This is a genomic window from Aliivibrio sp. S3MY1 (genome assembly GCF_028765575.1).
Taxonomy (GTDB): domain Bacteria; phylum Pseudomonadota; class Gammaproteobacteria; order Enterobacterales; family Vibrionaceae; genus Aliivibrio.
Genome location: NZ_JARACO010000005.1, coordinates 1 through 21733, shown reverse-complemented (window position 1 = coordinate 21733; position 21733 = coordinate 1). Strand labels below are relative to the sequence as shown.

General features: G+C 40.5%; 21 protein-coding genes. 2 read left to right on the top strand and 19 right to left on the bottom strand.

The genetic code is table 11. The annotated features are described in order from the left end of the window. Positions 1–141 precede the first annotated feature (141 nt). The 8 genes from metF to nsrR all read right to left on the bottom strand — a co-directional run bounded on the left by metF (position 142) and on the right by nsrR (position 6886). Entirely contained in the window at positions 142–1026 is an 885-nt protein-coding gene (gene metF, locus PVK62_RS04820; RefSeq protein WP_274442381.1) for a methylenetetrahydrofolate reductase, read from the bottom strand. A 358-nt stretch (positions 1027–1384) separates the two neighbouring features. Next, positions 1385–1834: a 50S ribosomal protein L9 gene (rplI, locus tag PVK62_RS04815; protein WP_061004787.1), complete on the bottom strand. Its 450-nt coding sequence runs from the start codon at positions 1832–1834 to the stop codon at positions 1385–1387. A gap of 39 nt (positions 1835–1873) precedes the next feature. After that, positions 1874–2101 (bottom strand): 30S ribosomal protein S18, encoded by a 228-nt coding sequence (gene rpsR, locus PVK62_RS04810; RefSeq protein WP_005421136.1) that lies wholly within the window; start codon positions 2099–2101, stop codon positions 1874–1876. Between the two features lie 15 nt (positions 2102–2116). Next, on the bottom strand, positions 2117–2419 hold the full coding sequence (priB, locus tag PVK62_RS04805) for a primosomal replication protein N (protein ID WP_045101092.1): 303 nt from the start codon (positions 2417–2419) through the stop codon (positions 2117–2119). 8 nt (positions 2420–2427) lie between these two features. Continuing rightward, entirely contained in the window at positions 2428–2808 is a 381-nt protein-coding gene (rpsF, locus tag PVK62_RS04800) for a 30S ribosomal protein S6 (protein WP_005421140.1), read from the bottom strand. A gap of 233 nt (positions 2809–3041) precedes the next feature. Next, entirely contained in the window at positions 3042–3785 is a 744-nt protein-coding gene (gene rlmB, locus PVK62_RS04795) for a 23S rRNA (guanosine(2251)-2'-O)-methyltransferase RlmB (protein WP_274442380.1), read from the bottom strand. 70 nt (positions 3786–3855) lie between these two features. After that, positions 3856–6372, bottom strand: coding sequence for a ribonuclease R (gene rnr / locus PVK62_RS04790; protein ID WP_274442379.1), 2517 nt, complete (start codon positions 6370–6372; stop codon positions 3856–3858). Positions 6373–6460: 88 nt separating this feature from the next. Then, positions 6461–6886 carry a nitric oxide-sensing transcriptional repressor NsrR gene (gene nsrR, locus PVK62_RS04785; RefSeq protein ID WP_274442378.1) on the bottom strand — a complete coding sequence of 142 codons (426 nt, stop codon included), beginning with the start codon at positions 6884–6886 and terminating at the stop codon, positions 6461–6463. Between the two features lie 107 nt (positions 6887–6993). Here nsrR and hmpA point away from each other — a divergent pair, with 107 nt between their 5' ends. Then, positions 6994–8178: an NO-inducible flavohemoprotein gene (gene hmpA / locus PVK62_RS04780; protein ID WP_274442377.1), complete on the top strand. Its 1185-nt coding sequence runs from the start codon at positions 6994–6996 to the stop codon at positions 8176–8178. Positions 8179–8291: 113 nt separating this feature from the next. Here the strand turns inward: hmpA and motX are convergent, their stop codons facing one another. The 11 genes from motX to tsaE form a co-directional block, all read right to left on the bottom strand. Beyond that, the gene (gene motX / locus PVK62_RS04775) at positions 8292–8924 is read right to left on the bottom strand and encodes a flagellar protein MotX (protein WP_274442376.1); all 633 of its coding nucleotides are present in this window, start codon (positions 8922–8924) and stop codon (positions 8292–8294) included. Between the two features lie 234 nt (positions 8925–9158). Then, entirely contained in the window at positions 9159–10475 is a 1317-nt protein-coding gene (locus PVK62_RS04770) for an adenylosuccinate synthase (RefSeq protein ID WP_274442375.1), read from the bottom strand. 177 nt (positions 10476–10652) lie between these two features. Continuing rightward, positions 10653–10838, bottom strand: coding sequence for a DUF2065 domain-containing protein (locus PVK62_RS04765; RefSeq protein WP_060992657.1), 186 nt, complete (start codon positions 10836–10838; stop codon positions 10653–10655). A 93-nt stretch (positions 10839–10931) separates the two neighbouring features. After that, complete coding sequence (gene hflC, locus PVK62_RS04760; RefSeq protein ID WP_274442374.1) at positions 10932–11816, bottom strand: protease modulator HflC; 885 nt, start codon at positions 11814–11816, stop codon at positions 10932–10934. Between the two features lie 2 nt (positions 11817–11818). Next, positions 11819–13036, bottom strand: coding sequence for an FtsH protease activity modulator HflK (gene hflK, locus PVK62_RS04755; protein ID WP_274442373.1), 1218 nt, complete (start codon positions 13034–13036; stop codon positions 11819–11821). A gap of 18 nt (positions 13037–13054) precedes the next feature. Next, complete coding sequence (gene hflX / locus PVK62_RS04750; protein WP_274442372.1) at positions 13055–14374, bottom strand: ribosome rescue GTPase HflX; 1320 nt, start codon at positions 14372–14374, stop codon at positions 13055–13057. Positions 14375–14418: 44 nt separating this feature from the next. Continuing rightward, a complete protein-coding gene (hfq, locus tag PVK62_RS04745; RefSeq protein ID WP_017022675.1) occupies positions 14419–14685 on the bottom strand; it encodes an RNA chaperone Hfq in 267 nt (88 codons plus the stop codon). A 102-nt stretch (positions 14686–14787) separates the two neighbouring features. After that, positions 14788–15720 (bottom strand): tRNA (adenosine(37)-N6)-dimethylallyltransferase MiaA, encoded by a 933-nt coding sequence (gene miaA / locus PVK62_RS04740; RefSeq protein ID WP_274442371.1) that lies wholly within the window; start codon positions 15718–15720, stop codon positions 14788–14790. Beyond that, positions 15713–17650: a DNA mismatch repair endonuclease MutL gene (mutL, locus tag PVK62_RS04735; protein ID WP_274442370.1), complete on the bottom strand. Its 1938-nt coding sequence runs from the start codon at positions 17648–17650 to the stop codon at positions 15713–15715. The genes miaA and mutL overlap by 8 nt, the downstream gene beginning before the upstream one ends. A gap of 11 nt (positions 17651–17661) precedes the next feature. Then, on the bottom strand, positions 17662–19389 hold the full coding sequence (locus tag PVK62_RS04730; protein ID WP_274442369.1) for a LysM peptidoglycan-binding domain-containing protein: 1728 nt from the start codon (positions 19387–19389) through the stop codon (positions 17662–17664). Continuing rightward, complete coding sequence (tsaE, locus tag PVK62_RS04725) at positions 19383–19847, bottom strand: tRNA (adenosine(37)-N6)-threonylcarbamoyltransferase complex ATPase subunit type 1 TsaE (protein ID WP_274442368.1); 465 nt, start codon at positions 19845–19847, stop codon at positions 19383–19385. The genes PVK62_RS04730 and tsaE overlap by 7 nt, the downstream gene beginning before the upstream one ends. 206 nt (positions 19848–20053) lie before the next feature. Here tsaE and queG point away from each other — a divergent pair, with 206 nt between their 5' ends. Next, positions 20054–21166, top strand: coding sequence for a tRNA epoxyqueuosine(34) reductase QueG (queG, locus tag PVK62_RS04720; RefSeq protein WP_274442527.1), 1113 nt, complete (start codon positions 20054–20056; stop codon positions 21164–21166). Positions 21167–21733 lie beyond the last annotated feature (567 nt).

Below are 21733 nucleotides of genomic sequence, written 5' to 3'. Positions count from 1 at the left end.
TATTCAAAGGTCACTTCGGTGGCCTTTTCTTTTATCTTTTATCTTTTATCTTTTATCTTTTATCTTTTAAATGAATTCCGACACAAAAAAACCGCTACTGTGAGCGGTTCTTTATAAATAATGCTTAGGAGTCTCTTAACCTTAAGGACGAACACCTAGTGTATGACAGAGTGCATAAGTATGCTCTGCACGATTTAGTGTATAAAAATGGAAGTCTTTCACACCTTCACGACTTAGAATACGCGTCATATCAATCGCATGACTTGCACCAACCATTTGACGAGTCACTGGATCATCATCCAAGCCTTCAAACTGCTGTGCCATCCAACCTGGGATCTTCACATTGTTCATTTTCGCAAAGCGAGAAGCTTGTTTGAAGTTCGAGACCGGCAAAATACCAGGAATGATCTCAACATCAATGCCAGCAGACACACAACGGTCACGAAAACGCAGGTAACTTTCTACATCAAAGAAGAATTGAGTAATCGCACGATTCGCTCCCGCATCTACTTTACGCTTTAAATTAAGTAGATCTGCCTGTGCACTTTTCGCTTCAGGATGAACCTCAGGAAATGCTGCGACTGAAATATCAAAGTCATGTTGAGACTTTAACAACTCAACCAAATCTGATGCATACATTTCTGGAGCACCGCCACCAGCTGGAATATCACCACGCAGTGCAACAATATCTTTAATGCCATTTGCCCAATAATCATTAGCGATATCAACAAGCTCTGAACGACTTGCATCAATACAGGTTAAATGCGGCGCCGCAATAAGACCTGTTTGTTCTTTGATTTCTTTAATGATTGAGTGTGTACGATCACGCTCGCCAGAGTTCGCACCATAAGTAACAGAGACAAATTTTGGTTTCAATGTTTTTAAGCGGTGAATGGAATTCCACAATGTTTCTTCCATCTTCTCCGAACTTGGCGGAAAAAACTCAAAAGAGACATTAATACTACCATCAAGCTCAGCAATATTTTGATTTAGTGATTCTAGGTGGCTTGCGTGTGAATAGGCCATATTTTGCTCTCCCTGCTGCAATACTAAACATAGCATTGCAAAAATACATCATCCGTGCCGACATCATTTAGACGTCTATATGTCTATATGTCTATATGTCTATATGTCTATATGTCTATATGTCTATATGTCTATATGTCTATATGTCTATATGTCTATATGTCTATATGTCTACAGAATGTATGTTATGGAGTTCAATGTCAAGTGGGGGATTATGAATTATTCTCAAGTTGTTATTGAGTTATTTTCAAGATAGAAAAAAGTGTTCGGAAGAATCGAAAGGATATATGAATATAATTGAAAGACAAAAAAAACGCCAGCACGAAGGCTGGCGTTTAAATTATAAGTTAGCTAGTGATTACTCAGCAGCAGTAACTTCTAATTTCAATGTAGCAAATACTTCAGAGTGAAGTTGGATGCTAACTTCGAAAGAACCAGTTGTACGTAGAGCGCCTTCAGGAAGACGAACTTCGCTTTTCGCGATTGCAACGCCAGCAGCTGTAGCAGCGTCAGCGATGTCACGAGTACCGATTGAACCGAATAGTTTACCTTCGTCACCAGATTTTGATGCGATTGTAACTTCTAGAGCGTTAACAGACTCAGCACGAGCTTCTGCAGCAGCTAGTTGCTTAGCAACGTTAGCTTCTAGTTCAGCACGACGAGTTTCAAACATCTCTACGTTAGCTTTAGTTGCCATAACAGCCTTACCTTGTGGGATAAGGAAGTTACGTGCGTAACCAGCTTTAACGTTAACTTGGTCGCCAAGGCTACCTAGGTTACCGATTTTATCAAGTAGAATAACTTGCATTATCTTAGTCCTCTATAAACTTATTAAACCGCTATCGACTTACAGATGCTTATCTGTGTACGGTAGAAGTGCAAGGTAACGAGAACGCTTGATAGCGCGAGCTAGCTGACGTTGGTATTTAGCACGAGTACCAGTGATACGGCTAGGTACAATTTTACCAGCTTCAGTGATGTAGTTTTTTAGAGTTGCTACGTCTTTGTAGTCAATCTCTTGTACGCCTTCTGCTGTAAAACGGCAGAATTTACGACGACGGAAGAAACGAGCCATGGGCTATCTCCAGATCTAAATTAATTTAATATGCTCAGCATGTAACACTACTCTCGCCACGCCATTTCGGCCTGTCTGATAAGTGATAAAACCACCTACCGTAACGTTACTGCTTTGAGCTAAGTTTGCAGTTAAAGCTTGAGACCCTTGTCCACTCACTACCACGTTCATTCTGCAATAGACTTCACGTGATAAGCCAGCTTCCTGTTTAATCGAACGATGCTCAATGACAAAATGACAATGAGGTATGCCCGCAGGACTAAGACTTCGAACCGGAGCCTTGGCGATAATACCGCTTAACTCCAATCGATTGGTCATCAAATCAATTACTCAGCAGCAGCTTCTTCAGCGCGTGGTGCAGCGTCTTCACGCTTAGCAGAACGCTCTTCTTTAGCTTTCATCATTACTGATGGCTCAGTGATCGCAGCTTTAGTACGCATGATCATGTTACGTAGAACAGCATCGTTGTAACGGAATGCAGTTTCTAGTTCATCAATAACAGCTTGCTCAGACTCAACGTTCATAAGAACGTAGTGTGCTTTGTGCAGTTTGTTGATTGGGTAAGCCATTTGACGACGACCCCAATCTTCTAGACGGTGGATAGTACCACCAGCTTCTGTGATTGAACCTGTGTAACGCTCGATCATGCCAGCAACTTGCTCGCTTTGATCAGGATGCACCATGAATACGATTTCATAATGACGCATTGGTTGCTCCTTACGGATTATTCAGCTTCCACGATTGGCTCAGTCATCCAAGGGAAGCAAGGAACTAAAAAAAAGACTGAGAATTAAGAACGGCGGATAGTATAGAAAAACAGCGTTATTGGCAAGAAAAAGATACCTAAATCACAAAAATATTTTCTTTGATCCAGTTAAAAAAAAGAAGGCAACGAAATACTCATCACCCTCACTCTTAGCCACTGGTTTTTATAGACTATTTAGCCTTGTAGCGAACGTTGACGTACCGCTTCAAATAAACAGACACCTGACGCTACAGAAACATTTAAACTGCTTACAGAGCCTGCCATTGGAATTTTAATTAGGTCATCACAGGTCTCGCGAGTTAGGCGACGCATACCGTCCCCTTCTGCGCCCATAACGATAGCTAATGGGCCTGTTAACTTAGCTTGGTATACATCATGTGTCGCTTCACCAGCAGTACCCACAAACCATACGCCTTTCTCTTGCAGAGCACGCATAGTTCGAGCTAAGTTAGTTACACGAACCAAAGGAACCACTTCCGCAGCACCACACGCGACTTTACTTACCGTTGCTGTCATTGATGCCGACTTATCTTTAGGAACGATAACCGCAGCTACACCAGCACCGTCTGCATTACGTAGACAAGCGCCTAAGTTATGAGGGTCAGTAACCCCATCAAGCACTAGGAACAACGGGTTCTCAGTCTTGTTGATGATGTCATCTAAGTCATGCTCATTAAGCTGCTTAGCAGGAGTAACACGAGCAATAATACCTTGGTGATTCGCACCATTTGCTTTGTCATCCAACGTTTTACGTGGAAGCTCTTGGATTTTAAACCCAAGATCAGTCAGTTCCTTGATGATCGGTAGCAAACGATCATCTTCACGACCTTTTAATACAAATATTTCAATAAAACGGGCCGGATCACGCTCTAGTACTGCTTTGGTTGCGTGGATACCAAAAAGAAATTCATTACTCATGTTATCGCTTCTTTCTATTACAAATTAGTGGTTCTAATGAGGCTGGTTTGCCTCATTATCGAAGGGTTGCTTATTCCGCTTTTGGCTTAGGTTTTCTTGCGCGCACTTTTTTCTTGTGCTTAGGTTTTGGCTTTCTTTTTGCCTTAACCTCTTCAGCAGAACCGTCTGGGCGTTTTGTTGGTTCAACCATGGCTTGAGCTTTTGATTTCACTTTGCCCTTACCTTTGGATTTACGTTCGCCTAATTGACCACGACCTTTTGGCTCTGCTTTATCCCCTTTTTTCTTCGCTTTGAAGTTTGGATCACGGCGAGGTTCTTTTTTGCCATCGCGTTTCTTCGCATTGTCTTTAGCCGTTTTACCGTGACCACGCGCTTTACGCATTGAACTTGTGCATTCAAAGTCAATATTGCGATCATCAAGATTTACCGCAACCACTTTAACCGTGACTTGATCACCAAGACGGAAAACTTGACCCGAGCTTTCACCCGTTAAACGTTGGCCAGCAGCATCAAACTGATAGTAATCATTTGCTAACGATGAAATATGAACCAAGCCATCGATATGCAAATCATTTAATCGCACAAAGAAACCAAAACCGGTGACATTGGCAATCACACCTTCTAGCTCTTCACCAATATGATCTTGCATGTATTCACATTTAAGCCAATCAGCAACATCACGTGTAGCATCATCAGCACGACGCTCAGTCATTGAACATTGCTCACCAAATACATCCATATCATCGAATGAATAGTGGTAACCACCTGTTGGGGTCCAACGATCGTTGTTTTGGCCTTTCTCTTTGGCAATTAGATATTTAATTGCACGATGTAACAGTAGATCTGGGTAACGACGAATTGGCGACGTAAAGTGTGCATAACGCTTCAATGCTAGACCAAAGTGGCCTTGATTATCTGCGTTGTATACTGCTTGCTTCATTGAACGCAGTAGCATCGTTTGAATCAATTCTTTGTCAGGACGATCGGCAATCAAGTGTACCAATTGACCATAGTCTGTTGGTGATGGTGTTAAGCCACCTGATAAGCTTAGACCAAGCTCGCCTAAGAAATCACGGAAACCTTGCAGACGTTCTTCACCTGGAGACTCATGTACACGGTACAGCGCAGGCTCTTTGGCTTTTTCTACAAAGCTTGCCGATGCGATATTAGCTAAGATCATACATTCTTCAATGATCTTATGTGCGTCGTTACGAATAACCGGTTCAATACGATCAATTTTACGATCAGCATTAAAAATGAATTTGGTTTCAATGGTTTCAAATTCAATTGCACCGCGTGCTTCACGTGCCGTTTTTAGCACCTGATACATGTTGTGTAACTCTTTAAGATGCGGCACTAATGGCTCATAACGTTGAGTCAGTTCTTCATCACCATCTAGAATGTCACTTACTTTGTTGTAAGTTAGACGAGCGTGTGAGTTCATTACTGCTTCGTAATGCTTAAAGCCTGACAATTTACCAGATGCTGAGATGGTCATCTCACACACCATACATAAACGGTCAACTTGTGGATTCAATGAACACAGGCCATTCGATAATACTTCTGGCAACATTGGAACCACTTGCGCAGGGAAATAAACCGAGTTACCACGCTGAATCGCTTCTTTATCCAATGCATTGTCTGGGCGAACGTAATAGCTTACATCAGCAATCGCAACCCATAAACGCCAGCCACCAGAGGCTTTAGCTTGACAGAATACCGCATCATCAAAATCTCGAGCATCTTCACCATCAATGGTTACTAATGGTAATTCACGAAGATCAACACGGCCTACTTTTGCTTCTTCTGGTACTTCTTCTGCCAGACCTTCAACTTGTTTTTCCACTGCTGTAGGCCATACATGAGGAATGTTGTGAGTACGCAGTGCAATATCGATCTCCATTCCTGGCGCCATATTCTCACCAAGAACTTCAATAACCTGACCTGACATGCCACGAGCACGGCCACCACGGTCCGTGATATTAATCACAACGACATTCCCCATGCGAGCACCCATTTTGTGCTCATTAGGGATGAAGATATCTTGATTAATACGTGAATCATCAGGCACTACAAAACCTTGACCATCTTCAATAAAGAATCGACCAACAATGCCGTCATTGTGAGGTTCTAATACTCGAACTACGCGGCCCTCTTTACGGCCTCGCTTATCAGTACCTGTTGGCTGAGCTAGTATCACATCACCATGAATGAGTTTCTTCATTTGGTGGAAAGGTAAAAGCACATCGTTGTCTTTACCAACGCTGCCTTCTGGACGGATCCAACCGAACCCATCACGGTGTCCAAGTACCACACCTTTTAATACTTCAATGCGTTCTGGTAATGCATAACACTGACGACGAGTGAAAACTAATTGTCCGTCACGCTCCATCGCTCTTAAACGACGACGTAAGCCTTCATAGTTATCTTCACCAGATAAACCTAGGGCTTCGAATAAGTCATTACGATTTAAAGGCGCTTCTGCTTTTTGGAAAAATTCAAGAATGCACTCACGGCTTGGAATTGGATTCTCGTATTTTTCTGCTTCTCGATCTTTGAAAGGATCGTTTTGAATAATCTTAGACATAGGCTGACCTGCTTAGTCGGAGGAGATAATAAGGTAATTGTACCTGAGTATAGAAACAACAGATAGGAAAGGATCTTGAATTACAAGCTTAAACTCGCTTTAACAAAATCAGTAATTCGCTGTTATCTGTAAGCATATCTTGAATCGTATAGTTATCTAACTCATCCAAAAACGCTTTCTTGGCTTTAGCAAGGGCACTCTTCAATCGACATGCTGATGTAATATGACAAAAATCAGGAGCACAATTAACGACTTGTAATGGTTCAATCGAACGAATAACGTCACCAATAATGATCTGTTGAGCAGGCTTACCTAAGCAAATTCCCCCATTCTTTCCTCGAACGGTTTTTACGTAACCTTCTTGACCCAGTTTATTGATAATCTTCACCATGTGGTTACGCGACACATCAAATGTTTCAGTCACTCTTGTAATGCTAGTCAATTCATCTTTCGGTAATGATGCTAGGTATATCAAGGCTCTCAAGCCAAAATCAGTAAAATTTGTAAGTTGCATATCCTCTCCCTATCTCTTTTTTATTGTAATTCTTCTCTTGACTAAAAGATATATTTTAGATACAACTTATAACATATATAATAAATACATCTTTAAAGGTAACAACTATGCTCAACAAAAATACTATCGACATTATCAAATCAACGATTCCATTACTTGCACAAACTGGTCCTGCATTAACGGCTCATTTCTATGATCGTATGTTTACTCATAACCCTGAGTTAAAAGATATTTTCAATATGAGTAATCAGCGTAATGGCGATCAACGAGAAGCGCTATTCAATGCGATCTGTGCTTATGCGGGTAATATTGAAAACCTAGCCGTTTTACTGCCTGCGGTTGAAAAAATAGCACACAAACACACGAGCTTTATGATCACCGCCGAGCAATACAATATTGTTGGCGGCCACTTAATTGCGACGCTTGATGAGATGTTTTCTCCAGGTCAAGAAGTATTAGATGCATGGGGCGAGGCTTATGGCGTACTTGCTAATGTATTCATTCAACGTGAAGAGCAGATCTATCAAGATAACAACGCTCTTGATGGCGGTTGGCGTGGACTGCGCGAGTTTGAATTAGTCGCTAAAGAAAAAGAGAGTGAACACATCACTAGCTTCACGTTTATGCCGACAGATGATCAACCTGTTTCACACTTCAAACCAGGTCAATACATAGGTATCTACTTAAATCCAGAAGAGTTTGAAAACCAAGAAGTTCGCCAATACAGCCTATCTTCCGCACCACAAGAAAAAACATATCGTATTTCAGTAAAACGAGAAGACGGCGGTAAAGCATCAAATTACCTACATGCATCTCTGAATATTGGCGATAAAGTAAACCTTACAGCCCCTGCTGGAGATTTCTTCTTAGAAGTTGAAGCATCAACTCCTGTTACGCTTATTTCTGCTGGTGTTGGCTTAACTCCGACTCTTTCGATGCTAGAAACACTTACCCAACATGAAGAAAAAGTAACGTGGTTATACGCAACGGAAAATGGCTCCCAACATGCATTTAAACAACACATTGCTGCTTTAGCTGAAAAGCATGAACATATCTCTGCGTATACTTGGTATAACCAAGCACAGGAAACAGATACGCTAAATCAAGACTTCCAGTTTAACGGTTTAATTAATTTAACCGAGGTTAAACAAGAGATCGTTTCTGATAATACTCACTACTACTTCTGTGGTCCTGTTGGCTTTATGCAATATGTCGCGAAGCAATTGATTGAACTGGGTGTTACTGAAGATCGTATTCATTATGAGTGCTTTGGCCCTCATAAAGTTCTATAAATTAATAACGTCTTAAATGCAAAAACGCCCAGCGATAATTTATCGCTGGGCGTTTTTTTGAGCTGATGAAATTACATACTTAACAATAACAGTTAACTATTAACACTTAAATTCTACCAGAAGGTATCTCGTCTTTTTGCTCTCGCAATTACATTGCCAGGCATACGCATTTCTAAACCATCCCTTAGGTTAGCAATCCGTTTATGTTTACGTCCATCGGCAGTAACTGTGTTATATAACCATCGATACGCATCTTCGTAATCTAGCGGGCTACCGTAATCACTCAGAAGTAACTCAGCGAGATGAATACGAGCGTTTACATTTCCCATTCCTGCAGCTTCGCGCAAGTATGGAATTGCTCGCTCTCTGTCTTGTTGCACTAATGTACCCTTGGCATAATATCGACCAATTTGCTCAAGTGCCGCTGGCAAGCCTTGCCTTGCTGCATTTTCCATATAGTAAAGCCCTAGCTCTACATCACGGTCCACACATACTCCCCACGCTAACATGTCTCCATAAAGGAACTCATAAGCAGGAGAATCAATTTTAGTTGCTCGTGCAACGATATCTTCAACTAATTGACAATTATCTACGTTCTTCACACGAGTTAACTGTGAATTAGTATCAAACAACCGGAATAATTGGTTTTCGGTATAAATTGGGATCGGTTCCCCGATCTCTTCGCTAGAAGCATGCATGGGAGCAAGGGCTACCATACAAGCTGCTATGAGATGTCGTAGTTTCATAATTCATCAACTCTTTATAACTGTATTTATTGTATCGACGTCAGCGGCAAGTTCTTTAGACAAAATTTGCCCTAAGTGGCAATTTTTTGCCCATACTTTATAAGTTGTTGATTACATGAAATTTAGAAGCTTAATGGGGAAGAGGCAAAGTCTAGGGTCTAGACATTAGAAACCAAAACAACAGATATAAAAAAACCAGCTACATGAGCTGGTTTTTCTTCATTCGCTAAGCGATTACGCTTGGAATGGGTGTACTTTGATGATTGTCTCGTTACGGTCAGGACCAGTAGAGATAATATCAATAGGCACGCCTGTTAACTCTTCGATACGCTTAACGTAATTTAAAGCCGCTTGTGGAAGCGCTTCAATTGTTTTCGCACCAAATGTGTTTTCAGACCAACCAGGCATAGTTTCGTATACTGGTGTTGCTTCTTCAAATGCTTCAGCAGCCATTGGAGAAACGTCTAGTACAGAACCGTCATTCATCTTGTAACCAGTACAGATTTTAAGTTCTTCTAGACCATCTAATACGTCTAGCTTAGTTAGACACATACCAGAAAGTGAGTTGATTTGAATTGCACGACGCATAGCAACGGCATCGAACCAACCAGTACGGCGTAAACGACCAGTCGTTGCACCAAACTCGTGACCAACTGTACCTAGGTGTTTACCAATTGGATCTTGCTTCTCTAAACCATCATATAGCTCAGTAGGGAATGGACCAGAACCTACACGAGTACAGTATGCTTTAGTAATACCTAGGATGTAACCTAAGTGACGAGGACCAAAACCAGAACCTGCAGCAACGCCACCAGCGGTAGTATTAGAAGAGGTTACGTAAGGGTAAGTACCGTGGTCGATGTCTAGAAGTGTACCTTGAGCACCTTCAAACATGATCTTGTCGCCGCGCTTGCGTGCTGCATCAAGAGTATCAGTTACATCGATAACCATTGAAGTTAGTAGATCAGCATAGCTCATTGCTTGCTCAAGAACTTCTTCATAGCTTACTGCATCTACTTTATAGTAGTTAACTAATGCAAAGTTATGGTATTCCATTACTTCTTTTAGTTTCTCAGCGAAAGCAACTTTATCAAATAGATCGCCAACACGTAGGCCACGACGAGATACTTTATCTTCGTACGCTGGACCGATACCACGACCTGTTGTACCAATTGCTTTGTTACCACGTGCGATTTCACGCGCTTGGTCTAGCGCTACGTGATAAGGAAGAATTAGAGGACAAGCTTCAGAAATGAATAGGCGTTCACGAACTGGAATACCACGCGCTTCAAGTGGCGCCATTTCTTTTAGTAAAGCATCAGGTGAAAGCACTACGCCATTACCGATAATGCATTCAACATTATCACGTAAAATACCTGATGGAATTAAGTGTAGAACGGTTTTTTCACCGTCGATAACTAGAGTGTGGCCTGCATTGTGACCGCCTTGATAGCGAACCACATACTTTGCATCTTCAGTTAAAAGGTCTACGATTTTACCTTTACCTTCGTCACCCCATTGGGTGCCCAGAACGACAACGTTATTTCCCATCTTTCCAAGTCTGCTTGTTAGTTAAAAATGGATTCTAGCATTGATAGAAAAATCTTTCAGGTATTTTTAGTTAAAATCTCATTTTCATAATAAAGCGCTATCAATATAAACAAGGTTGTGATTTATTTTTCTAATAAAATCAAAAATAAAGACACAATCCTATATTTTCAGCGAATATTAGAGCATCACACTGCAAATAACGACACCAGCAACCACTAAGCAACCACCGATACGACGCAAAGTATTGTCAGGTTGTTCACTTAATTGCGCCACCATATTACGCCACCCATTAGGCGCAATTAATGGACCTAGCCCTTCCACAATGAGTACACCACCAATGGCTAACCAAATCGCATTGCTCATACAGACCTCTTAATAAACTTAATCATGTGCAGAAACAAAACAAGGCCCCGTAGGACCTTGTTAATTAAAGCGGATCAAAATCTAGAGTTAGATTTATTTTCCACCCTTTGGATCATTCATGTATTTGAAGAAGTCTGTCTTAGGATCAAGTACTAAGATGTCGTTCTTGCTATTAAATGATCTCTCATAGGCTTTCAATGAACGGATAAAGCTAAAGAACTCAGGCTCTTTATTAAACGTGTCTGCATACAGTTTTGCAACTTTTGCATCGGCATCACCACGAGTAATTTGTGCTGTTTTATCCGCTTCAGCAATGATCGTTGCGACTTCAAGTTCTGATTGAGCACGAATTACTTCTGCTTTTTCACGACCTTGAGAACGTAGTTTACGAGCAACCGCTTCACGCTCTGCGCGCATACGACGGTAAATCGATTCAGAGATTTCTTCTGGTAGGTTGATTTTCTTGATTCGTAAATCAATCACTTCAATACCTAAGTCACCTGTGCCTTCTTGAGAATCTAGAAGTACCGTTGCCATTACTTGTTCACGTTTCTCAGAAACGATCTCTTTCACCGTTTTACTACCAATTTCAGCTCGCAAGCCATCAGAAACACGACGCTGTAATAGTGACTCTGCTGTTAAAATATTACCACCGCCAGTCGCTAAGTAGAATTGACCAAAGTCTTTGATCTTCCATTTCACGTATGAATCGATAATAACGTCTTTTTTCTCAGAAGTTACGAAACGGTCTGATTGATCATCCATTGTTTGAATACGAGCATCTAACGTATTAACGCGATCGAACATTGGCATTTTAAAATGCAAACCAGGTTCGTAGATACGTGTAATTTCGTTATTGTCTTTAATCAAACGACCAAATCGAGTAACAATACCGCGCTCGCCTTCTGGGATCACAAACAGTGACATTAAGAAAATAGCGATAACAACGATAAGCGTTGGGATCATTAACTTACGCATGATTAATATCTCCCTTCACGAGTTGAGTTACGACCAGTAGTATTAGTCTTTGAATCTGGCTGTCCATTCTTCTCTAACTCAAAATCATAATTCTTAGATGATGATGTTGATGTTTTAGGAGATGACTTCACTGAACCTTGTTGATTACCTGTAATTTTATCTAGTGGAAGATATAACAAGTTACCATTTGATTCAGAATCAATCAGAACCTTACTTGTATTACCGTATACTCGTTCCATTGTATCTAGGTACAAACGAGTACGAGTCACTTCAGGTGCTCTATTGTATTCAGGCAATAGTTTTTCAAACTGTGCAATCTGACCAATAGCTTCGTTGACGGTACGCTCGGTATAACCTTGAGCCTCTTTCTTCAAACGTTCAGCACGACCTGTTGCTTTTGGAAGAATATCATTGCTGTAGGCCTCTGCTTCACGAATGAAACGCTCTTCATCTTCTCGAGCTGCAATCGCATCATCAAATGAAGCTTTTACTTGCTCTGGCGGACGAGCCAGTTGGAAGTTGACATCAACAACTAATAAACCCATATCGTACTTATCAATAATACGATTCAGAGTTTCTTGCGTACGTTGACGGATAACTTGACGACCACTGGTCAAAATATCATCCATCTTCGCATCACCAATAACGGCACGTAGTGCAGAATCAGTTGCTTGGCGCAAGCTGTCATCAGCATTAGTTACTGTGTATAGATATTTATGAGCATCAGCAACACGGTACTGAACTCCCATCTCAACCGTTACTACGTTTTCATCTTTTGTTAGCATTAAGCCTTTTGAGTTTAATGAACGAATTGATTGAATGTTAACGGGTGTCACTTGGTCAATAAAGGTTGGTTTCCAGTTTAAACCAGGATCAACCATACGATCGTATTGCCCAAAGCGTAATACTACACCTCGGTCACTTTCACCAATAGTGTAGAAGCCAGAGAATACCCAAATACCAATAGCCACTACAGCAATAAGACCTAAGCCTATTGCACCACCATTGCCAAATGAAGGTAAACCGCCACCACCATTATTATTTCCGCCTTTATTGCCACCACCGAACTTACCGCTCAGTTTTTGGCTTAGCTTATTAAACACTTCATCAAGATCTGGTGGACCTTGATCACGACCGCCACGATTTTTATTACCCCAAGGGTCTTTATTATCGCCGCCGCCATTATTATTGTTGTTATTTCCAGGCTCATTCCACGCCATTAGAAAACTCCAAAGTAATTATGAAGACAAAGAATTCTGTGAACTCTCATTAGTAATAATAAAATTACTTAATGGAGTCTCTTCACGTTTTTCTAACTTAGACCAATCAACTTGCTGCATACGTACATCAATCAACAAGCTGCCATCATCCTGATATTCTTCTTTTACAATGCTTTGCATTTGAAAGAACTTACTTCGAAGACGCCCAACCGATTCTGGAGGTAACTGCAATGTATGCATTACCATTTGTCCAGCTAATCGCTCTGTTAATGCGTGAAAAAGCAACTCAATGCCTTGGCCTTCCATTGCTGAAACCCAAACACACCTAGGTATGCCTTCCTCATCACGATCGATTCGTGGTTGTTGATCTTCTAAGTTATCAATTTTATTCATTACGAGAAGATAAGGCACCTCATGGGCATCAATCTCTTCAAGAACTATATCTACTGCTTCAATATTCTCACGAAAACGCTCATCACTAGCATCAACAACATGTAACAAGATATTTGCTTCTTGCGTTTCTTGTAATGTCGCCTTAAAAGCAGCAACAAGATCATGTGGTAAATGACGAATGAACCCTACAGTATCTGCAAGTATTGAAGTACCAACATCAGCGACATCAATCTTACGTAATGTAGGATCGAGTGTTGCAAATAATTGGTCAGCGGCGTAAACCCCAGCTTCGGTAATTCGATTAAATAACGTAGATTTCCCTGCGTTGGTGTATCCGACTAACGAAATGGTTGGAATTTCAGCTCGGAGCCTTGCTCGGCGACCTTGCTCTCGCTGCTTTGCTACTTTACCTAATCGACGTAGAATTGCTTTGATACGATCTCGCAATAATCGTCTATCGGTTTCTAATTGAGTTTCACCGGGACCACGTAAACCAATCCCGCCTTTTTGACGTTCAAGGTGTGTCCATCCGCGGATCAACCGAGTAGATATATGACGTAATTGTGCTAATTCAACCTGCAACTTACCTTCATAGGTTCGCGCACGTTGAGCAAATATATCCAGTATTAGTCCTGTACGATCTATTACTCGGCACTGACATATTTGTTCTAAATTTCGCTCTTGAGCAGGGGACAGTGCATGATTAAAAATCACGATATCCGCATTATTCGCTCGAACAGCATCGGCAATTTCTAGTGCCTTACCCTCACCTACATAATATTTAGGGAGTGGGGATTGACGAGTTCCCGTCACAACACTTAGTGTGTTTACCCCTGCAGAAGATACCAACATTTTACATTCATCGAGATCTTCTAACTCCCCTTCATAAGTGAAGTTAATATGCACAAGAATAGCCTGTTCACCGGATTCATAACGGTCAAACAAGCATTAACTCCTTAATAGCCCCTCTATTCAATAATAGAATAGGACTATTCTTCCGTTGTTTCTTGTGGACGCTCGCCTTGTGGGCGATCACTTGCAGTGTGATGGCTTACAGCACGAGCGGGAACTACAGTCGAGATCGCATGCTTATATACCATCTGATTTACTGTATTCTTCAATAGGATAACAAATTGATCAAATGATTCGATTTGTCCCTGTAATTTAATCCCATTCACTAAATAGATAGACACTGGAATCCTTTCTCGACGCAGCGCATTCAAAAATGGGTCTTGCAAAGATTGCCCTTTAGCCATTTTTTTTCCTTTTTGGTTTGTAATTGTAATTTTATTTAGCTATTAGTCTTTAGCTTATGACTAAATGCTCTGAAGTTAAACAACATTGATACGTTTTTGTGCTTATTTTTTCTCCAAACGATCAGAGATCATATGTAGGGCACCATCAATGTCATCACTATCCAGCCAAGTTAATTCTTTCCAGCTACGTAGCCAGGTTATTTGTCGCTTGGCTAATTGACGAGTAGCGCACACGCCACGGAAGATCGCGTCATCTAATGTACCCTCCCCATCAAAATAGTCCCACATTTGTCGATAACCTACGCAACGAATAGAAGGAAGGTCAGCATGAAGATCATCGCGTTCATACAAGGTACGAGCCTCTGCTTCAAAACCGGCGTCCATCATCATCTTGAAACGTAGTTCAATTCGACGGTGAATTTCCGCTCTCTCTTTCGGTGCTATCGCAAATTGATGCACTTCATAAGGTAGGGGGTCACCTTTAATCTGGGTTAATTCGGTTAACGTTTTACCCGAAATTCGAAATACTTCCAACGCTCGGGAAAGTCGTTGTGGATCATTTGGATGAATTCTCTCTGCTGATACAGGATCAATCGTTTTTAATTGTTCATGCATTGCTTCCCATCCAAATTGCACCGCTTCTTGCTCAATTTGAGCTCTAATATCAGCATCCGCTGCTGGTAATGGTGAAAGACCTTCAAGTAGCGCTTTGTAGTACAGCATGGTACCACCAACCAATAAAGGTATCTTTCCTTGAGCAACAATGTCATCCATCTCTTTCAGGGCATCACGACGAAAGTCAGCCACTGAATAGCTCTCTTTTGGGTCAAGAATATCAATAAGACGATGAGGAGCCTGTAAAAGTTCCTCTTCATTTGGTTTTGCCGTACCAATATCCATTCCCTTATAGATAAGGGCTGAGTCTACGCTTATCAACTCTACAGGAAAACGTTTTCGCAATTCAATTGCTAAGTTTGTCTTTCCTGATGCTGTTGGTCCCATCAAAAAGATGGCTTGAGGTAATGCTTTATTCATGACTAAATGCTTGTACCGCTTGAGTAATATCGATATTTTTTAACAGTTTTTTATTAAACTTGGGTAGTTCACTTCCCCATAACTGTTCTAATTCCATCACTAGCTGTATCGCCTGAGCGGTACTGTAACTGGCTTCTTCATGCTGAATTTGATGAGAAAGCCAAATTATCACCTGTTCAAGTGATGGATTAATGCTATCTAGATACCTTAACAGATTCGGGATCAATTGTTGTAAATTCTGCTGTCTAATCGGCTGACAAACCGCCATAACGATTATATTTGTCTTGTTTTTTACTTTAAGATCAATACCAAGAGGTTTCAAGAATAAAGCATAATCCAATACTTTATTACAAATTTCTTCTTCGATACCAATAGAGATAGGGATTAATAACGGTTGAGGCTTCAAAGGTTCAAAATGAACACTGTTCAACTGACCATAACTTTTTACAAATTCAGCATATCGCAAGTCCAATAATTGCAATTGCCCATCTTGCTGTAGCAAGGCAAAGACCTTCTCAACAATTGTTAATACTTTACCAAGAGGGACCGCTTCATTTGAAGTAGCCGAAACCATAGGTACACACTTCTCAACACTCTCTGGCACAACTTGATTTAAACGAGCTTCTTTTACTTGATTATATGACGAGGCTTTGCCTTCATTCGCAGGGCTTAATAATGCCTTATACGTGTTCAGCGCTTTTTGAGAAGGCTTATTAGAAACCCAAGAATCTGATGGGGCTTTATTTGGGTAGCTTGGTGTCGAATCTACCGCCTTTCTTAATTGTTCCGTTTTATCAACACGTTCTTGATACGGTTGACGAACGTATTCTTTCATTGGTGGAAAATACGTTTCTTTGCTGTCAGATATAACGATTTCAGATTCGACGTCATGATCATAAGTCAATTCACTCATTGGCATATTCGACAAGCTTGCACTTTGCTGCAATGCACCATAAATCGCTTGATAGATAAAATCATGCACTAAGCGAGCTTGATGAAAACGCACTTCATGTTTAGCCGGATGAACATTCACATCGACATCATGAGGACTAATCTCAATAAATAGAATATATGCCGCATATTGATTGGCCAGTAGAGACGATTCATAACCTTGTCGAATAGCATGATTGATTAATTTATCTTTCATCATACGGCCATTCACATAACAGTATTGGATATCACCTTGTGCTCGCGCTCCTTCTGGTGCAGAAATCCAACCATGAAATTTAAGTTCACCATGCTCTAGCTCAACCTCTAATGCATGCTGTAGAAAATTAGAACCACATACCGCAGCAAGGCGCTTTTCAACTTGAACTTTCGTTTGGGCCGCTCGATATTGACGAATTTGTTTGCCGTTATGACGTAGATTGATCGTAATATCCAATCGACTCAAGGCGATTCGCTTTAATAGCTCATCAATATGAGTGAATTCAGTTTTTTCTGTTCGAAGGAATTTTCGACGAGCTGGAGTATTGAAGAAAAGATCAACCACATCGATAGTCGTACCAATTGGGTGAGCCGCTGGTTTTAACTTTACCGTCATATCTCGACCTTCAGCATACGCTGACCATGCTTCTTCTTGAGCAACGGTTCGAGAGGTTAATGTTAGGCGAGAAACTGAGCTGATCGAAGCAAGCGCTTCGCCACGAAAACCAAGACTAACAATGGCTTCTAGATCATCAAGAGTGGTTATTTTTGAGGTCGCATGTCGACTTAAAGCGAGGGTTAATTCATCTTTTGCGATACCAAACCCGTTATCACGAATACGAATTAACTTACTGCCGCCTTTTTCAATCTCAATATCGATGCGAGTTGCCCCCGCATCGATACTGTTTTCGACAAGCTCTTTTACAACAGAAGCAGGGCGCTCTACAACCTCACCCGCCGCAATTTGGTTGGCTAATCGAGCTGGTAAGATTTGAATTGGCATAACCCTGTCCTTTAACTGGTTGGTATAACGAGTACCTGTCCGATTGCCAATTCATCTGAACGTAATTTATTGGCCTTTCTAAGACTGGATACAGACACTCCATATTTAGTCGCAATTTTACCTAAGAAATCACCACGTTTCACCGTATGTTTCTTCACAGGGGCAACCATGCTTACTTTCAATTTTTGACCGACAAATAAGGTATCTGACTTCAATCTATTTAATGATCGAATGCTACTGGTTGATACTTTATATCTAGATGCTATTTTTCCTAAATATTCACCAGGACCTACTTTATGAGTGATAATCCTACGTGCTTGCGTTGAACTTGATGTCGTCGTTTTTGGAGCAACATACACCGGTTTATTACTTGGTATAATCAGTACTTGCCCTACCGCTAAACTCGTGCTCTTAAGCTTATTTGCACTTTTTAGCTTAGTTGTCGTAGTGCCGTACTTTTTCGCGACAACTGACAGTGATTCACCAGAGCGTACTTTGTGTTTCTGCTGGTGTCCTTTTGCTGCTAGTAAAGTACCTTGCGGTGGATTATCTTTAAAGTAACGAGTAATAGCCCTTGAGATCGCTCGAGCAATTTTATCCTGATGAGCACGCTGGAACAGTTGCTTCTCTTCAGTAGGGTTCGACATAAAACCAGTTTCAATTAAAATAGATGGAATATCTGGTGATTTCAATACTGCCAAACTTGCATGTGCAGGTTTAGATTTATGCAGTTTAATCACTTTACCCATTTCAGAAAGTACATTTACCGCTAATTTATAGCCTTCTTCCGTTGAGTTTTGAAACTGCATATCTAAAATAGTTTGGCTTACATTTCTGTCTTTATTATTTTTAGATAGCACATCTCCTGCGCCTCCTAAAAGCTCTGATTGCTTCTCATGCTTCTCTACCCAGCGACCTATTTCGGTATTCGCACGACGTGTATTTAACACAAAAACAGAGCCTCCTCGTGGCTTTGGAGAGCTAAAGCTATCGGCATGGATCGACACTAAAAAGTGAGCTCTATTTTTTCTAGCTAATTCAGTTCGTTGATTTAAATTAACAAAGTAATCACCACTACGAGTAAGTATTGCTCTCATGCCCGGTTGAGCATTTATTTGCGCGACCACTTTCTTCGATATTGCAAGGGTTGCATGCTTCTCATATTTCCTTGTCGGTCCAATGGAACCAGGGTCTTCCCCGCCATGTCCTGCATCAATGGCAATAATAATCTCACCACTTCCAATAATTTGATTGTCTTGGGAGTGAATAATTGGTTTTGAAGATGCCGCAGGTTTACTTTGAACCGGTTTTGAATTTCCTTTAGATTTATGAGGTAAATCCATCACTAAACGATGTCCGTACTGGCCACCAGGGGTCGGTGATAATTTAAAAATATCTGCAGTAACAGAGTGTTTTAATTCAAAAACAAGTCGAGTCGTCCCTTTTGATGGCGCAGAGCTCTCTCTTATTTTTGATAACACCTTACTATCACTAACGCTAAGTGGTAGCTTTGCTTTTACATTGGTATTTTTAAGATCAACCACTAAACGATAAGGGCTACTAAGCGTGAAATAGCTATAGTTAGCTTCTGAGTTTAGATCTATAACTATGCGAGTTTCATCTGGCGATGGCCAAACTCGAATCCCCTCTAAGGTATTAGCAGACACAAAAAAGCTACTTGTTGTTAAAACCACAAATAGCGCATACCAAATAACTCGAAAATATTTACCGATTAACACAAATTCAACCGCTGTACTAAACTACATCCATACTCATTATTACCCGTGATCACAACATGACGAGCTTCGCCATCGTAGCGAATATCAATATCAATATCAGGACTTGGTAATAACCCTTCCCCTCTTTCTGGCCACTCAACTAAACAAATAGCATCATCAGTAAAGTAATCACGGATACCCATAAACTCTAGCTCTTCAGGATCAGCCAAACGATACAGATCAAAATGATACACTTGCCATTTATCCAGTTCATAAGGTTCAACTAACGTATATGTTGGGCTTTTTACATTACCAACATGACCTAATGAACGAATAAATCCTCGGCTAAAGGTTGTTTTACCTGCGCCAAGATCACCATGTAAATAGATGGTGGTTTGTTGAGTACAAGCTTGAGAGAGCTGTCTACCAAATTCAACCGTGTCGTCTTCAGTAGCTAAATTAAATTCAAAGCGTTCCATTATTCACTAATTTCACTATTTTAATTGTCTAAATTGATGGACTTGGTATCAAATTCACAATTTATTTGCTGAATTTTCACACACAAGCTCGCATAGATTGCGTTGATTCAATGTCTTTTGAGTGCATTGAAGTACGTCTTATCAATCCTATATGATAAACTTTTACTTATAATACTGTAATAAAAAAATGTACTCTCTCTGTGAATATCGATTATCAAGCACTCGCAAATAACATCAAACTATGGGCACAAGAACTCGGCTTTCAAAAAGCTGGGATCTGTGACGTTGATTTATCTCAGCACGAGGCTGCTTTAGAGCAATGGCTTAATGCTGGCTATCATGGCTCTATGGACTGGATGGCTCGTCATGGCGTAATGAGAGCAAGACCCAATGAACTTCATCCTGGCACAATTAGAGTCATCAGTGCCCGTATGGATTATTTACCTCCTCAAGCTGGTTTTGCAAGTAATTTAAGCGATCCTACACAAGCTTATATCAGTCGATACGCGCTCGGTCGTGATTACCACAAACTCATTCGTAATCAACTTAAAAAACTAGGTCAAAAAATCGAAGCCGAAGTTGAGCAACTTGGTTATCGTCCCTTTGTTGATTCTGCACCAATTTTAGAAAGACCTTTAGCAGAAAAAGCGGGACTTGGTTGGACAGGAAAACATTCGCTTCTACTTGATAAAGACGCCGGATCTTGGTTTTTCTTAGGCGAGCTTTTAATTGACATCCCACTGCCGGTTGATTCTCCTGTTGAGAACCAATGTGGTAAATGTACCGCCTGTGTCACATCATGCCCAACAAATGCGATATTAGAAAATGGAGTGATTGACGCCCGTCGTTGTATTTCTTATTTAACCATAGAAAACAGCGAGGTTATTCCTGAAGAGTTTCGTTCGTTAATGGGAAATCGAATTTATGGCTGTGATGACTGCCAACTCGTTTGTCCTTGGAACCGTGAAGCAGATATAACACAGCAAAATGACTTTCATCGTAGAGAGTCTCTAGACAACGCTAACTTACTCTCTCTTTTTGCATGGGATGAGTCTACCTTTTTAAAAAATATGGAAGGCTCTGCAATCCGTCGTATTGGTCATTACCAATGGCTGCGTAACATCGCAATCGCAATGGGTAATGCGCCACACTCTGAAATGATCATATCAGCATTACATCAACGTCTTGGGCTCAATGATAATCTCGATATTCACCTTCTTTGGGCAATAGAGCAGCAACAATCTCAACAAATAAATACCAATAGAAAAGAGCAACGTCTCATCCGAATTATCGAAAAAGGTTTACCTAGAGATGCATAAATGAAGCATAAAGCCTTGTGTTACGGTTCATTAAGTCAATAAAGTTGAAGTGTATCGAAAAAAAATGTGGAAAAGATTATTAGACAGGGTAAACAATAGGAATAATCGAAAAGTTAAACACAAGACAGGAATATGATTAGGATCAAAGAAGTCAAGCAAAAAGATCTTTCAAATCACTAAAAACAATGCATATAAAACAATATTTCCTTATTTATCATAAGGATACAGTTACATGAAAGTATCTTCGATCATAAAATAGAAACAAGATCTTTATTTAAACTCTTTTTTGGAAGATGATTTCCAAACAACTAACAGAGTTATCCACAAAAAATAATATGTGGATAACTCTGTTAGTTATATGGTAATTAACAGATATAACTGTTCCTCTGCGACTGTATCTAATTAAAGAGACAATAATATATGCAGATAAATAGACGGTTCGATTCTTTAATTTATAGGAATCAGAATATTCTAAAGAGCAGGGATTTTTTTGTGGGGTTAATGCTTCACAGCATTAATTTTAAAGAAAATAAAAGCGCTGAATATAATTCAGCGCTTTTATTTTGT